Origin of the sequence: Ideonella flava (genome assembly GCF_051857595.1) — a bacterium.
In the GTDB taxonomy this organism is placed as follows: Bacteria; Pseudomonadota; Gammaproteobacteria; order Burkholderiales; family Burkholderiaceae_C; genus Ideonella.
Genome location: NZ_JBPZHD010000006.1, coordinates 296,856 through 310,717 on the forward strand (window position 1 = coordinate 296,856; position 13,862 = coordinate 310,717).

General features: G+C 70.8%; 14 protein-coding genes. 2 read left to right on the forward strand and 12 right to left on the reverse strand.

Features of this window, described 5'->3' with window-relative positions; genetic code table 11:
- From gspE to gspG, 10 genes are all read right to left on the reverse strand, one after another.
- Complete coding sequence (gene gspE, locus ACS5PM_RS15140) at positions 1 to 1,425, reverse strand: type II secretion system ATPase GspE (protein ID WP_439388479.1); 1,425 nt, start codon at positions 1,423 to 1,425, stop codon at positions 1 to 3.
- A gap of 28 nt (positions 1,426 to 1,453) precedes the next feature.
- Positions 1,454 to 3,703 carry a type II secretion system secretin GspD gene (gene gspD / locus ACS5PM_RS15145; protein WP_439388480.1) on the reverse strand — a complete coding sequence of 750 codons (2,250 nt, stop codon included), beginning with the start codon at positions 3,701 to 3,703 and terminating at the stop codon, positions 1,454 to 1,456.
- A gap of 2 nt (positions 3,704 to 3,705) precedes the next feature.
- Positions 3,706 to 4,641: a type II secretion system protein N gene (gspN, locus tag ACS5PM_RS15150; RefSeq protein ID WP_439388481.1), complete on the reverse strand. Its 936-nt coding sequence runs from the start codon at positions 4,639 to 4,641 to the stop codon at positions 3,706 to 3,708.
- Positions 4,642 to 4,654: 13 nt separating this feature from the next.
- On the reverse strand, positions 4,655 to 5,125 hold the full coding sequence (locus ACS5PM_RS15155; RefSeq protein ID WP_439388482.1) for a type II secretion system protein M: 471 nt from the start codon (positions 5,123 to 5,125) through the stop codon (positions 4,655 to 4,657).
- A 22-nt stretch (positions 5,126 to 5,147) separates the two neighbouring features.
- Positions 5,148 to 6,746 (reverse strand): type II secretion system protein GspL, encoded by a 1,599-nt coding sequence (gene gspL, locus ACS5PM_RS15160; protein WP_439388483.1) that lies wholly within the window; start codon positions 6,744 to 6,746, stop codon positions 5,148 to 5,150.
- 84 nt (positions 6,747 to 6,830) lie between these two features.
- Positions 6,831 to 7,799, reverse strand: a complete 969-nt coding sequence (gene gspK, locus ACS5PM_RS15165) for a type II secretion system minor pseudopilin GspK (RefSeq protein WP_439388484.1) — start codon at positions 7,797 to 7,799, stop codon at positions 6,831 to 6,833.
- Positions 7,796 to 8,443: a PulJ/GspJ family protein gene (locus ACS5PM_RS15170; protein ID WP_439388485.1), complete on the reverse strand. Its 648-nt coding sequence runs from the start codon at positions 8,441 to 8,443 to the stop codon at positions 7,796 to 7,798. Before ACS5PM_RS15170 ends, gspK begins: the two co-directional genes overlap by 4 nt.
- A gap of 5 nt (positions 8,444 to 8,448) precedes the next feature.
- Positions 8,449 to 9,081 (reverse strand): type II secretion system minor pseudopilin GspI, encoded by a 633-nt coding sequence (gspI, locus tag ACS5PM_RS15175; RefSeq protein ID WP_439388486.1) that lies wholly within the window; start codon positions 9,079 to 9,081, stop codon positions 8,449 to 8,451.
- Between the two features lie 14 nt (positions 9,082 to 9,095).
- Positions 9,096 to 9,548, reverse strand: coding sequence for a pilus assembly FimT family protein (locus ACS5PM_RS15180; RefSeq protein ID WP_439388487.1), 453 nt, complete (start codon positions 9,546 to 9,548; stop codon positions 9,096 to 9,098).
- 40 nt (positions 9,549 to 9,588) lie between these two features.
- Complete coding sequence (gspG, locus tag ACS5PM_RS15185) at positions 9,589 to 10,038, reverse strand: type II secretion system major pseudopilin GspG (RefSeq protein ID WP_439388488.1); 450 nt, start codon at positions 10,036 to 10,038, stop codon at positions 9,589 to 9,591.
- Between the two features lie 60 nt (positions 10,039 to 10,098).
- On the opposite strand from gspG, the gene ACS5PM_RS15190 reads away from it, so the two are divergent.
- Positions 10,099 to 10,692: a hypothetical protein gene (locus ACS5PM_RS15190; protein WP_439388489.1), complete on the forward strand. Its 594-nt coding sequence runs from the start codon at positions 10,099 to 10,101 to the stop codon at positions 10,690 to 10,692.
- A gap of 19 nt (positions 10,693 to 10,711) precedes the next feature.
- Here ACS5PM_RS15190 and ACS5PM_RS15195 read toward each other — a convergent pair whose 3' ends face one another.
- Both ACS5PM_RS15195 and ACS5PM_RS15200 read right to left on the reverse strand, forming a co-directional pair.
- Positions 10,712 to 11,329, reverse strand: a complete 618-nt coding sequence (locus tag ACS5PM_RS15195) for a hypothetical protein (protein ID WP_439388490.1) — start codon at positions 11,327 to 11,329, stop codon at positions 10,712 to 10,714.
- Positions 11,330 to 11,492: 163 nt separating this feature from the next.
- A complete protein-coding gene (locus tag ACS5PM_RS15200; RefSeq protein ID WP_439388491.1) occupies positions 11,493 to 13,277 on the reverse strand; it encodes a M14 family metallopeptidase in 1,785 nt (594 codons plus the stop codon).
- Positions 13,278 to 13,495: 218 nt separating this feature from the next.
- Between ACS5PM_RS15200 and czcI the strand changes: the two genes are divergently transcribed.
- A complete protein-coding gene (czcI, locus tag ACS5PM_RS15205) occupies positions 13,496 to 13,861 on the forward strand; it encodes a cation efflux protein, CzcI family (RefSeq protein WP_439388492.1) in 366 nt (121 codons plus the stop codon).
- Position 13,862 lies beyond the last annotated feature (1 nt).

Below are 13,862 nucleotides of genomic sequence, written 5' to 3' on the forward strand. Positions count from 1 at the left end.
TCATCCTTCTCGTGTCACTCGCAGCACTTCTTCCTGCGAGGTGATGCCGGAGTCGATCAGCCGCTGGCCGTCCTCGCGCATGGTGCGGAAGCCCGCGGCCTCGGCGGCGACATAGAGTTGGCTCTCGGCGGCGCGGTTGTGAATCAGCGCGCGGATCTTGTCGTCCACCACCATCAGCTCGTAGACGCCGGTGCGCCCCTTGTAGCCGGTGTTGGCACACTCGGGGCAGCCCACCGGATGCCAGCGGCCCCGATCGTCCTGGCGCTTGCACACCGGGCAGAGCTTGCGCACCAGGCGCTGGGCCAGCACGCCCAGCAGGCTGGAGCTCAGCAGGAAAGGCTCGACGCCCATGTCGGTCAGGCGGGTGACGGCCGAGAGCGCATCGTTGGTGTGCAGCGTCGCGAGCACGAGGTGGCCGGTCAGCGAGGCCTGGATGGCGATCTGCGCGGTCTCGAAGTCGCGGATCTCGCCGATCATGATCACGTCCGGATCCTGGCGCAGGATGGCGCGCAGCGCCGCGGCGAAGGTGAGGTCAATGGCGGCGTTGACCTGCGTCTGGCCGATGCCGGGCAGCTCGTACTCGACCGGGTTCTCCACCGTCAGCACATTGGTGGTCGCCGTGTCCAGGCGCGACATCGAGGCGTAGAGCGTCGTCGTCTTGCCCGAGCCGGTGGGCCCGGTGACCAGCACGATGCCGTGGGGCTGCTGCACCTGCTTGTGGAAGGCGGTCAGCACATCGCCGCTCATGCCCAGGCCCTCGAGGCTGAACTTGGCTTCGGTCTTGTCCAGCAGGCGAAGCACCGCGCGCTCGCCGTGCGCCGACGGCAGGGTCGACACCCGCACGTCGATCGCCCGGCCGCCGATGCGCAGGCTGATGCGGCCGTCCTGTGGCAGGCGTTTCTCGGCGATGTCGAGCTCGGCCATGATCTTCAGGCGCGAGATCAGCGCCGCGTGCAGCGCCTTGTTCGGCTGCACCACCTGGCGCAGCGTGCCGTCGACGCGGAAGCGCACGCTGGAGCTGCGCTCGTAGGGCTCGATGTGGATGTCGCTCGCGCCGTCCTTGGCCGCCTGGGTGAGCAGGGCGTTGAGCATGCGGATGATCGGCGCATCGTTGGCGGCCTCGAGCAGGTCCTCGACCGCCGGGAGCTCCTGCATCATGCGGGACAGGTCGACCGCGCTTTCCACCTCGCCCACCACCGCCGCCGCGCTGGCCTCGCCGCCGGCATAGGCCTCGGACAGGCGCTTGTCCAGCATGTCGGCCGCCTCGGGCTCCAGACGGTCGACGGCGTAGCGCCTCAGCACCTCGGTCAGGGCGCTGCGGGGCGTGGTGTCGGCCATGCGCAGCACCAGCTGGCGACCGTCGTCCTCCAGCAGCAGGGTGTTGGCCTTCGCGAAGGCGTAGGGCAGGGGATGGCGTTGACCCATGGCGGTTGGCGCGTGGCGCGGGTGAGGTTCAGCGGACCGGCGCCGGGGCTGCTGGCTCCGGCGCCACGACAGGCGCCGAGGCGGCAGGCTCGGTGGGCACAACGACCTGCTGGTTCGGCAACCTGCCCGGCAGGCGCTCCGGCAGCACGACCGAGCCTTCGACCGGCAGCAAGGTCGTGGCCTCCTTCTGCTGGCCCGCCTGCACGCTGCGGATCGCGTCGTAGCGGTCGACCATCATCTGCTCGGCGGCCTGCGGCGTGCGCAGCACCACCGGGCGCAGGAACAGCATCAGGTTGCTCTTGACCCGGGTGCGTCCCTCGTTGCGGAACAGGTTGCCGATGATGGGGATGTTGCCCAGGCCCGGGATCTTGCCCTCGCTGTCGCCGTATTCGTCCTTCAGCAGGCCGCCCAGCACCATCATGCTGCCGTCGTCGACGACGACGGTGGTCTCGATCGAGCTCTTGTCGGTGATCTGCGAGTTGTCGCTGCGCAGCGAGCTGCTCTCCTGGAACACCGTCATGCGCACGGTGCCGCCTTCGCCGATCTGGCTCTTGATGCGCAGGGTGATGCCGACGTCCTTGCGCTCGATGGTCTGGAAGGGGTTGACGGCCCCGTTGCCGGTGCCGGTGTTGGTGAACGAGCCGGTGGTGAAGGGCACGTTCGAGCCGATCACGATCTTGGCCTCTTCGTTGTCCAGCGCCACCAGGTTGGGCGTGGAAAGGATGTTGGCGCCGGTGTTCGTCTCGAGGAACCGCGCCAGCGCCCCCAGCGTGTAGAAGCCGGCGATCTTGCGGAACACCCCGATGTTCAGGCCGTTGCCGACGAGGCTGCTCGGGCTGCTGGTCGTCGTGGTCGTCGTGCCCGTGCCGGTGGAGCCGCCCGAAAGCGACAGGTCGATGATGTTGCCCACCGAGCCGAAGTTGGTGCCCGCCACCCCGACCACCTTGCTGTCGGTATTGGAGTTGCCCAGCAGGCTTTGCCACTGGAAGCCGAACTCGGCCGCCTTGGTGGCATCGACCTTGACGATCAGGGTCTCGACATAGACCTGGGCGCGGCGCGTGTCGAGCTGGTCGATCACCTGGCGCATCTGGCGATACACCGGTTCGGGCGCCGAGATGATGAGCGAGTTGGTCGCCGGATCGGCCTGGATCTGGCCGCCGGTGGACGGGCTCGCGGAGGCTGCCACCGGCGTCGTGGCCGCTGCCGACATGCCGCTCGCCGACGAGCTGGTCGAGCCGGTCGGGCTCATCTGCGCCGCAGGTGACGTGGGCTGCGTGCGCGAGCCGGTGGCGCCGGAGGAGAAGCTGGAGCCGGTGCTGCTGCCGCTGCCGCTGGCCGCGGCCGTGCCGCTGGCGATGGCGGCACGCAGCACTTCGGCCAGCTTCACCGCATCGGCATTCTTCAGGTAGACCACCCAGATGTTGCCGGCCGGGCCGCCGCCCGGGATGGGCTTGTCCAGCTTTTCCACGAGCGACTTGACGGCGTTCATGCGGACCGGGTTGGCGGTGCGCACGATCAGCGCATTGCTGCGAGGCTCGACCACGATCTGCGTGGCGGCCGCCTGGACGGCCGCGGCGCCCGGCACGTTGGTGGCGCCTGCGCCTTCGGTCAGGCGCTGCAGCAGTGGCGCCAGGTCGGCGGCCAGCGCATGCTGGACGGGGATGACCTCGACCTCGGATGCGGCCGGCTGGTCGAGCGCGGCGATGATCTTGGCCAGGCGCTGCAGGTTGTCGGCGTAGTCGGTGATGATCAGCGTGCCGTTGGCCGGGTTGGCGTTGATCGTGTTGTTGGCGCTGATCAGCGGCCGCAGCACCGCCACCAGGTTGTTCGGGTTCTCGTGGTTGAGGCGGAAGATCTGGGTCAGGATCTGGTCGCCTCGCGCCGTCGGCTGGCCGATGGACACCGTGCCGGCCTGCAGCTTGGCCTCGGCCTCGGGCACGACCTTCAGCAGCCCGGCGTTCTCGACCACGGTGAAACCCATGCCCCGCAGCGCGGCCAGGTAGCTGCGCCAGGCCTCCTGCGGCGGCTGCGCCTTCTCGCTGGTCACGGTGATCTGGCCCTTGACTCGCGGGTCGACCACGATCTGGCGATCGAGCATGGTGCCTATGGCCCGTGACACCGCCTCGATGTCGGCGTTGACGAAGTTCAGCGTCACCGGCGCCTTGGAGCGCGTGGCGGGCATCGGCGGGTCGCGGTCCTGGCTGTGCACGATCGGTGCGGTGGCCAGCAGGGCGGCGAGGGCCAGCGGGGCGAAGCGGGGGCGGTTGTTCGAAGTCATGATCACCCGATCGAAATGACGGACGCTGCGCCGTTGCGGCGCCCGATGATGTTCAGCAAGTTGCTCAAGGCCGTCTCGAAGCCCGGCGCCGCGCGGGCCTCGCCGGTGAACTTCAGGCCGCGCTCGCCCCATTGGCCGTTGCCGTTGAGCTGCAGCGCGCCGTCCAGGGTTCTCAGGCTGATCGTGGGCCGGCCGGCCGGCGCCTTGGCACCGGCACCGTCGGCGACCGGGTCCGCCGGCGTGCCGACCAGCCCGATCCGGTAGCTGCCCAGCGCTTCCATCGTGGACAGGCGGGAAGAGGCCTGCAGCCAGTCCAGGTCCGCGCTGCCGCGCACGTGCCAGACGCCGCCTTGCGACTCCAGCACCAGCCCTTGCGTGGCCAGGCGCAGCTGGCCTCCGGGCCGAAGGGTGTTCCACGGGGCCCCGAGGCCTTCCAGCCAGGCCGCCGGCCAGTGTCCGACCGGCCCGGCGGCGGGCTTGACGGCGATGGCGACCTTGTTCCAGCCCGGCCGCCACTCCAGCTCCAGGCCCGGATCGATGCAACAGGGCTGGGCCACCTTCAGGCGCAGGCCGCCAAAGAAGGGGCTGATGGACCAGTCCAGGCGAGAGGGCAGCACTGCGGCATCCTTGCTGCCGGCGCCGCCGGTCAGCACCGGCAGCGCGCTGCCTCGCCAGAGGCTTCCCTCGGCCTCGGCCAGCAGCAGGCGGCCGCCGGAGGCGCGCTCGACGGCGTCGGCCAGCCAGGATGCCGGGGCGAAGGCGACGAGAGCCAGGACACCGCCCAGCACCGCGCCGGCCACGCCCCAGCGCGCCACCCGGGCCGGCGCCGGGCCGGCGAGGGCTCCGCTGCGCACCGCGCGGCGCATGCCCAGCAGGATGCTGTCGTCGAAGGTCGACAGGCTCCAGCCGGTGGCGGTGGGGGAACGCTTGAGGATCATGGTGTCCTGACGCTCAGGACGCCGCGGAGAGGCTGACGACGACCTGGCCCGACAGCCCGCCCTCGGCGCGGCTGACCTGCACGTCCACGGGCCTCGCCCGCGCGCCGCTGCGCACTTCGGCCAGCCAGGTGCGCAACTGCTCCGGCGAGGCGCCGTTGATGTTCAGCGTGGCCCGGTCGCCCAGCTGGCTCAGCTTGCCGTGCGGGCCCAGGCGCTCGGTGGCGGACTTCAGCGCCTCGGCGGCTTGCGCCGCGCTGACCGGGGGCTGGGCCTTGAGGTCGCGCGCCTCGGTGGCCAGGCGCTGCATCTGCATCCAGTCGGCCTCTCCCGCACGCAACTGTGCGGGGGCCGTCTTCCAGGTGGACCAGGCCGAGGCGAGCCCGACATACCAGAGCAGCAGCAGGCCGAGCGCGGCGCCGCCCAGGGCGACGAGGTTGCGCTCGCGCGGCGCCAGCCTGGCCCAGCGCCGGCGGAGTTCAGCCATGTTCATCGAGGAGCCTTCTTCGTCATTCCTGGGCGGGCGGGTTGACGCCGGTGGGCGATGGCATCCGCTGGATCTGCTCGGGGTTGGCCCCGGCCGGCGGGCGCGCACCCGGCGGCATGCCGCCGGGCTGGGGCAGCATGGGCTGGGCACCGGGCAGGGGGCGAACCTGTTGCGGCGACTGCGGCGACGCCATGCCCGGGGGCATGGGCCGACCGCCGGGGACCGGGGCGGGCACGGCGTTCGGCGCAGCGCCGGGCGGCGTGTTCGCGGCGGGATTGGGGGCCGCGTTCGGCGTCGGCGCCGGCGGCTGCGCGCCGGGGTTCACCGGCCGGGCGCCGGGGGGCGTGGCGCCCGGTGGAGGTTCGGCCAGGCCGCCCTCGGGCAGCTTGGCGCGCACCAGCGTCAGGCGGCCGGGCACGGATTCCGCGTCGTAGCCCAGCTGCCGCAGGCGCCCGCGGAAGGCCTCGACCTCCTGCGGACTCCAGCCCGCGCTGGTGATGGTCAGGCGGCCCGGCTCGTACTTCAGGGCGTCGGCCGGGGCCCGGGACGGTGGCCAGGCGGCTTCGGCCGCGTACATCATCGGCTCGAGGTCGCTCTCGCCGGGCTTGCCGGCCGAAGCGCGCAGCAGGTCCAGCTCCTTCTGCATCTGGGCCGGCGCGTCGACGATCGCCCGGACCTGCGGGAAGGTGGTCTGCAGCAGGCTCGTCATGGCGACCTTCTGCCGCGTCACCGCCTGGCGCTGCTGCCAGGCCCAGACGTTGGCGCCGACTATGTTCAGCAGCAGCAGGATCGCGACGCCGTAGCGCGCGGGGCGCCAGGCGGGGGCGTTCCACAGCTGCTGCAGCAGCTCCTTCGCGGCACGGCTGCCGCGGCGCTGGGGCACCAGGTCGAACTGGCGCAGGTTCCATTCGCTGCGCGTCGCGGCGTAGAGGAATTCGCCGGCCGACAGTGCCGCCACGTTGCCGCCGGCCAGCCGGACCGCGTCGGCGGCGCATTCGGGCTCCGCCGTCCATCGCACCGGGACTTCGTCGGACACGCGGGCCAGGAGCGTGCGGGCGGCGTCGCTCGAGGCGGGCAGGCACAGCGGGCCGGAACTGTCGCGCCAGGCCAGTTGCGGACCCGGATCGCTGCCGTCCGGCAGTGCGTCACCGCGGAAGAAGTGGCCGGCCGGCGCATCGTCCGGGGCCCAGGCGGGCACGACGCGGTCGACCGTCTGGCCGCCGGCTTCGAGCGCATCCAGCTGGGTCCTGAGCCACGGCTTGCTCAAAGCCGCGACCGTGGTCTGCTCGCCGGCCTTGGCATGGGGCGCGAGCGCCAGGTGCAGCTCGGAGTCGTCTTCCAGCAGCACGTCTTCCAGCACGCCGGCCAGGGCGGCGCGCAACTTGGCCGGCGGCGCCTTCGGCAGCGTGACACGGTGCCAGGCGACGCCGTGCGGCGGCACCACGGCTATGGTCTGCTGCGCCTTCGGCAGCAGGGCCGCGGCTGCACGCCCCGCCTGCAGGCGGGGCCCGCCATCGGCGCTGTACACGTAGTCGTACTCGGGCGGTGCGAACGCGACACCCGCCGCGCCCTGGGACGACAAGCGGGGCGGCGCGGGCAGGGCAACGATCAGTGTCGACATGTAGAGCGTGTCTGGACAGGGGGCCCGGTGACGGCGAGCGCTATTGTGGCGTGGGGCCCGGACGGCCCCTCGGGGTGGCGATTGTCATTCATGGGGGACCCTTTCGCGACGCAGCACGATGACTTCGAGGCCCCGCCGCATGACGAGCGTGAGCTCGCGAAGCAGGAAGTTCTCGTAGCGCAGCTCGCCGATGATCTCGAAGTGGTTGGAGCCGATGCTGACGCGGGTGCTGTCGTCGAGCTGGGCCTGGACCTTCTCGGGCAGCAGCGGCTTCAGGTCGCTGATGGAGCGCACGTCCAGGCCGAGCCGCTTCTGCGCGAAGCGCTCGGCGCTGCCGCGGTCGAGGCCGTCGAGCACGGCGCTCAGGACCTCGGGCGGCGCCGTCATCAGGTTCACCGGCGTCGGCGCGGGCAGGATGACCACGTAGGGCGACAGGCGCCGGACGGCGTCGTTGTCGAGGCCGAACCAGGTCAGCTGCTGCACACGCTGCGGCGGCAGCGGAGCGCCAGGCGACACGGCCTCCTCGTCGTCGAGCTGGTCCTCGGCGAGGTCGGCGCCCTTCATGCCGTCGGCGATGCGGTTGGCGGCCTCCGGCGGGATGCCCAGCGCCTCGCACAGGCGGCGCAGCGTGGTGAGCTCCTTGGCCGCCTCCTCGTCCTCGTCGTTGACGAGGTTGCGCAGGTTGTAGTGCGACTGTGCGTCGGTGATCTGGCCGGAAAGAAAAGCCTCCAGGCCGGTGTCCTCGGTGTTGTTCTTGTCGGCGGCCAGGAAGTCCGACAGCTTCACGTCCTTCAGCGGCGTGTTCCAGGGTTCGTTGAGGGTGTCGACGTTCGGATGCTCGCGGTCCTGCGCGTCGGTGCGCAGGATCAGCCGAGCCCAGTCGGTGGCCCCTTCGATCAGCCAGCTGGCCTGCGAACGCGCCCGCTCGGCGGTCTCGACCTCGATGCCCTTCCACTGCTGCCAGACCATGCCGGCCGCCAGCGTGGACACGAGCGTGACGATCAGCATGGCCAGCAGCAAGGCCGCTCCGGATTGGCGACGACGCGGGCTCATCGCGATGGCCTCACCATCAGGTCGCGGGTCAGCGGGCCGCCCGGCAGGGCCAGGACGAGGCGGACGCCGGAGGGCAGGGCCTCGTTCTCCCCGCCGACGGGCGGCTGCGACGCCCCCGAGGCGGGCGGCGGCGGGGCGGGCGGTGCCTCGATGTCACCCGTGGATTGCGCGTTGCTCCAGCTGTTGCCGCGGTAGAAATAGACCTGCTGGCTGTCGACGTCGTCGAGCATGCGCAACGCATCGGGCTGGATGGCCGCCCACTGCTGGCTGCGGATCCACCACTCCTGCAGGTCCTGGATGCGCGTGACAGGCGGGGCCGCCCATCGGTACCAGGTGCGGTTCTGCAGGGTCCACACGACGACTTGCACGCCACCCGGCGCGCGGCGGGTCAGGCGCAGCGACGCGCCGTCGAACCTGAGGCCCGGAGCGGCATTGCTCTGCTGGATCTGGTTGAGATCCTGTTCCCATTGCAGGAGCACGGTGCCCAGGCGCAGCGCGGCCTCCCCGCTGCGCGCGGCGCCTTCGCGGGCGCGGATCAGCCCGTCCACGCCTTGCCAGGCCATGGTGGCCAGCACGGCCATGATGACCAGCGCGACCATCACCTCCACCAGCGTGAAGCCTTCGGTGCGGCGGGTGGGGGCCATGGCTTTCAGTACCTCGGAAGGATCACGGACAGGTGCGTCAGCGGCTGCGCGCGGCTGTCCTGCACGGAGGTGTCCACGACACGGAAGTTCGGGTTGAAGGACGCCCGCACCACCATGCGCACCTTGAACACCTGGCCCATCTCCTCGCAGTCGAAGCTGGTCTCGCCCACGTCGGGGAAGACCTTGGCCAGCTTCATGTCGACCAGCCGGTTGTCGGCGCACCACTGGCCCAGCGTGACGTCGGACAGGCGCTGCGAGTTGTCCAGCAAGGTGCCGGCCGCCCGGCTGCCGGCGGCCAGCGCAATGGCGACGATGGCCACCGCGACCAGCACCTCGACCAAAGTGAAACCGTCGGCCCCCCGCCCGGCGAGTACGCCGGACGACCCCCCGTGGGGGTGCGGGCCGGCTAGGGAGCGGCCCGTCGCTCGGCCCGTACCGTCGGCCCCCCGCCCGGCGAGTACGCCGGACGACCCCCCCTGGGGGTGCGGGCCGGCTAGGGAGCGGCCCGTCGCTCGGCCCGTACCGTCGGCCCCCCGCCCGGCGAGTACGCCGGACGACCCCCCGTGGGGGTGCGGGCCGGCTAGGGAGCGGCCCGTCGCTCGGCCCGCCCCGCGCAGCAAGCGAGCGAGGCTCATCATCCGGCGGTAGCTCTTCACGGCGCCTGCTCCGGAACGACGACGACGAAGGGACCGAGTCCGTCGGTGGCGAGCACGAGCTGCCTCTCCTCGATTCGCAGCACCACGCGTTGCGCACCGATCACCGGCTCCGGGCCCAGGCGCAGCACCGGCGCGCCGATGATCTCGGCCCGCGTGCGTTCATCCAGGAAGGTGCTCGGCAGGCCCGCCTCGGGAGGCAGGCCGGTGAACCTGAAGCCTATGCCGGTCTCCCGGTTGGGTTGCCACAGTACCTCGCTGCCTTCGGCGCGGGCACGGGCGCGGGCGCCCTCGAACAGGGCGGCCAGCCGCGCGCCTTCTTCTTCCAGCCGGTTCGCATCGGCGTCGCGCAAGGCCAGCGTGGCCATGCCCACGGCGACCGCGATCAAGGCGGTGACGACCATCAGTTCGAGCAGCGTGAAACCGCGCTGAAGGGCGCGGCGCGCCGCCACGACGGTCACCGACGGGCCGGGCCGGCGGAGCTCGGGAGGGTCACTGCCACGAGCCAATGTCGGCGTCGCGCGCTTCGCCGCCGGGCTGGCCGTCGGCACCGAAGCTGAACACATCGATCTCACCCTTCACGCCCGGGTTGGCGTACTGGTACGGGTGGCCCCAGGGGTCGTTCGGCAGCTTCTCGACGTAGACCCGCCAGTTCGGCGGGATCGGCCCGACGGTGGGCTTGTGGACCAGGGCGTCCAGTCCCTGCTCGGCGGTCGGGAAGCGGTTGTTGTCGAGCTTGTAGAGCTTGAGCGCCTGCATGACGTTGCCGACGTCCGCACGCGCCGCGGTCACGCGCGCATCGTCGGCGCGGTCGAGGACGCCGGGCACGATCAGCGCGGCCAGCACGCCGATGATCACCACGACGACCATGATTTCGATCAGCGTGAAGCCGGCCTGTGCACCGCGGCGGGCGAGGGATCCGAGACGATTCGAGACGGTCATGATTTGAAAGCCCGCTCCAAGGCCATGTGTGCGATAGGTGGCATGAATCATAATCGTCGGATGGCATCGAGATTGTTAACCCTGGCCGTCTGGGCGGTGGTGCTCGCCAGCGCCGTGTTCTGGGGCATGAAGATCTTCGCGTCGCGCACGGGTGTGCCTCCCCAGGCGCAGATGCCTACCCGCACGCTGGCCATGGGAGGCGAGCTTCGCCGCCTGCTCGGCACGTCCGAGAAGCCGAAGGAAGTAGACGAGCTCGACACCAGCGACCATTTCAAGCTGCTCGGGGTCGTCGCGCCCCGTGGAGCCGGTCATTCGCCCCAGGGCGTGGCGCTGATCGCCGTGGGCGACGAACCGCCCAAGGCCGTGCGCACCGGCAGCGTGATCGATGGCGATACCGTGCTGCTGGCGGTCAACCAGCGCTCGGTGCAGCTCGGCCCGCGAGGCGGCCCCGCGACGACCGAGCTCAGCCTGCCCGAGCCGGTGCCGATCGCCGCACCCGCACGCGCGGCCCTGGGTCCTGGCGTCCGCCCGGTCCCCATGATGCCCTCGGGCGCCGCGCAGGTGCCGGGCATGCATCAGCCCGGCCCGGCAGCTCAACCAGCGCCGCGACCCGCCAAGCCGCAACAGGAAGACGAAGAGCCCGACGACGAGTGAGCCGGCGCCCCCGGCCGCTTCAGCAGCGGTGGGGTGCCTCGGGCACGAGGTCCCAGCCGTAAGGGCCGTCACGCAACTGCAGCTGGCCTTGGGCCGCCTGGCCCGCGCAGGCCGAGGGTGCCTCTGGCCAGATCCACTCGAGCCTGACGGCCGCCCCGTCGGCGCGCCAGCCCTTGACCGCCCAGCTGAGGCCGGCCGGCGCGTCCAGTCGGAATTGCAGTGACCAGCGCGCGCCTGAGCGCTGGTACAGCGCCAGACTGTTGCCATCCGCCATGACGAAGTGCCGGCCGCCCGGCCCGCCGATGGGCAAGGCATCCACCCTCAATGGGGCCTGGCCGCCATCGGCCAGGAGCCACCAGGCGGGCCGCTGCGAGGCGGAGGCCACGCGCACCACGTGCAACTGCAGGCCATCGAGGCGGCCCAGGTACCGGTGGCTCAGCGCAGGCTGGTCGATGAAGCGGGCCGGAGCCTGCATCCCGGCTTGCAGGATCAGCTCCGCGCCCTCGCGCCGCGCGCTGCCGCGGCTGTCGCGCAAGGCAGCGAGCTCCAGCCCGGACAGGCAGGCCGCGTCGCCAGCACAGCGCGAGATGGCGTCGATCCCAATCGCATGGCTGGCCGGCACCGCGCCGATCAGCATCGTGGCCGCCAGCCGGCCCCACCTCCAGCGCGTTGTGCTGCACGACCCGCGAGCCCTCATGGGCCCGCATTGTCATGCAGCCTCGCGGTCAGGCCCCTGACAAACCGTTGCGGATTCGAACCGCCGCGGGGGCGGGCCGGGCGCAGCCCGGCCCTGGGGGCGGTCAGGAAATCTTGAGAAAGACGGCCGTCACCGGACCCTTGTTGCCAGCCGAATCGGTGCCCCTCACGAAGACCAGGTGCTTGCCCTTGCTCAGGCCGCCGGTGGCCAGCGTGACGGTGGCCTTTTCGGACTTGGCATCGAAGGCGCCGTCGGCTGCCGTCAGCGCGATGGGCGTGGCCCCGGGCATCCACGGCGGCAGGTCCACGAAGGCCTCGGCCCCGGCGATGTTCTGAGTCGGCTCCGTGCCGTTGCGGGTGCTGTAGTGAGTGTCGTCGACGGTGGCCGTGAGCGTGACCGGCGTGCCGGGCGGCACCTTGTTCACGCTGAGCTTGAGCTTGGTGACGTCGGGCCCGGCAGGAGTGATGTAGGGCGTGCGGACGACCTTCGCGGCGTACCACAGCGCGTTCAGGTTGCCCGGCTTGACGCTGCTTTCGTAGTAGGTGCAGCTCTGGAAGAAGTTGTTGCCCATCTCGAAAGTGAAGGCGGCCACACCAAGCTCGCCGTAGCTGATGCTGTCGGACGTGCCGTCGGTCTGGTACAGGCCGATGGACTGCTCCGGAAGGTGGCCGTTGTAGTAGGCGAACTTGCGGCCCAGCGTCTGCAATGCGGTGCTGTTGGGGGCCTTGTTGTTGGTGAAGCCCCAGGGCCACAGCACCAGCTGGCCGTAGCTGTGCATGTCGAGGTGGATGCCGCTGGTGTCGGCCGGTGCCGGGTCGTTCTGGCCGGGGCCGCGGCGATCGGCCCAGATCGAGCGCACGTAGCTCTCGACGGCCTGGGTCTCGGGTTCGGATGCCGCTGACGGGCCGCGGTAGGTTTCGTCGCACTGGTTGCCGCTGGAGCCGCCGCCGTGGGTGATGTTCCAGCTGTAGCTGAAGTTGCGGTTCAGGTCCGCGCCGCGGTCGTTGCTGTTGGCGCCGCAGTAGGCCTGGTTGGTGTTCTTGCGCCACAGCAGGCCGCTCTCGGCCTTCTTGCGGCCGTCGGGATTGGTGTGCAGCAGCAGGTGGATCTCGTGGTGGTCGAGGATCCAGGTCGCTTCGGGATCCTTGCCGTAACCGGTGAGCAACTGCGTGGCAAAGGCCAGCATCAGCGGCGCGGTGACGTACTCGCGCGCATGGATCGCGGAGTTGACGAACAGCTTCGGCTTGGGCTCGCCGTTCGGGCCGGTGGTGTTCTTGTTGGTCAGCTTCAGCACGGCCATGTCGTAGCCGCCCAGGCCGTTCTGCTTCTGCCAGCTCTGGCCGACCGGCGTCCAGTCGGCCAGCTTGGGATAGGTGGAGGTGAAGCCTTGCGCGGCCGCGAAGGTCTCCTCCACCGTTTCGTAGCAGGGGTAGTTCGGGATCGACTCGCCGGATTGGGCGGCGCGCTGTGCCAGGGCAGCGCCGGAAGCGCCGAACAGGTTGGGCATGCCGAGCTCGCGCAGCTTCTGCAGCATGGCCCGGTGCTGGTCGATGAAGGCCTGGTCCTTGACCACGCGGAACTTGAAGGACTCCAGGCGCTTGACGTCCTCCGCATCCAGCTGCATCAGCAGATAGCCTTGCTCCCAGCGCGCGTCGAGCATGGCGTCATGCAGCGTCACGGCGGCCTTGCGGCCAGTGGCCGCATCGGGGAAGTACGCGCGGTAGAAGTTGTCGGCCAGCAGTTCCTGGGCAGCCAGATCGTCGAGCTCCATTGCTTCGGGCGAGCGTGCGGCGGAGGTGTCTTCGGCCCAGGCCATCGGCGAGCTCGTGGCCAGGCCGAGGGTGGCGAAGGCCGCCGAGAGGGCGGCGGCAAGGGGGAATCGCTTCACGGGGATCTCCTGTGGCAATCGGATCAGCCGGTGCCGGCACGGCACACCGGGGCAGCGGACGATTGTGTGGGCCGCCCCCTGCGGCCGCCAGCGCTCCCCCTGTGGTTCTAGGGGGCGGCGATCGTCAAGTTTCGTCAGCGCCGAGAAGAGGTGATTCCGCTGATGAAACTCGGACGCGCGAAGGGGCCAAGGCCGCGCCGACCATAATCGCCCGGACCATGAGGCGCTTCTTCGCATGCCTGCTCGCACTGCTGCTGCCGCTCCAGCTCGCCTGGGGCGCGGCGGCGGTGTACTGCCAGCACGAGACCGCGCCCGCCGGGTCGGCCCACTTCGGCCATCACCAGCACGTGCACGACGTGCAGAAGGACGACAACCACCGCCACGCCAAGTCGGCCAGCGGCAAGGTCGTGGGCGATCACGATTGCGGCTACTGCAACGTGGCCGCGACGGCCGTGGTGCCGCATGTCGAGGCGTCTGCGCCGGGTCCGCTCGGCGGTGGTGGACTGCAAGCTCCAGTCGAACGCCGCCATCCATCGGCGCCGCCACGCGCGCCGGATCGCCCTCAATGGAGAGCTCTCGCCTAGC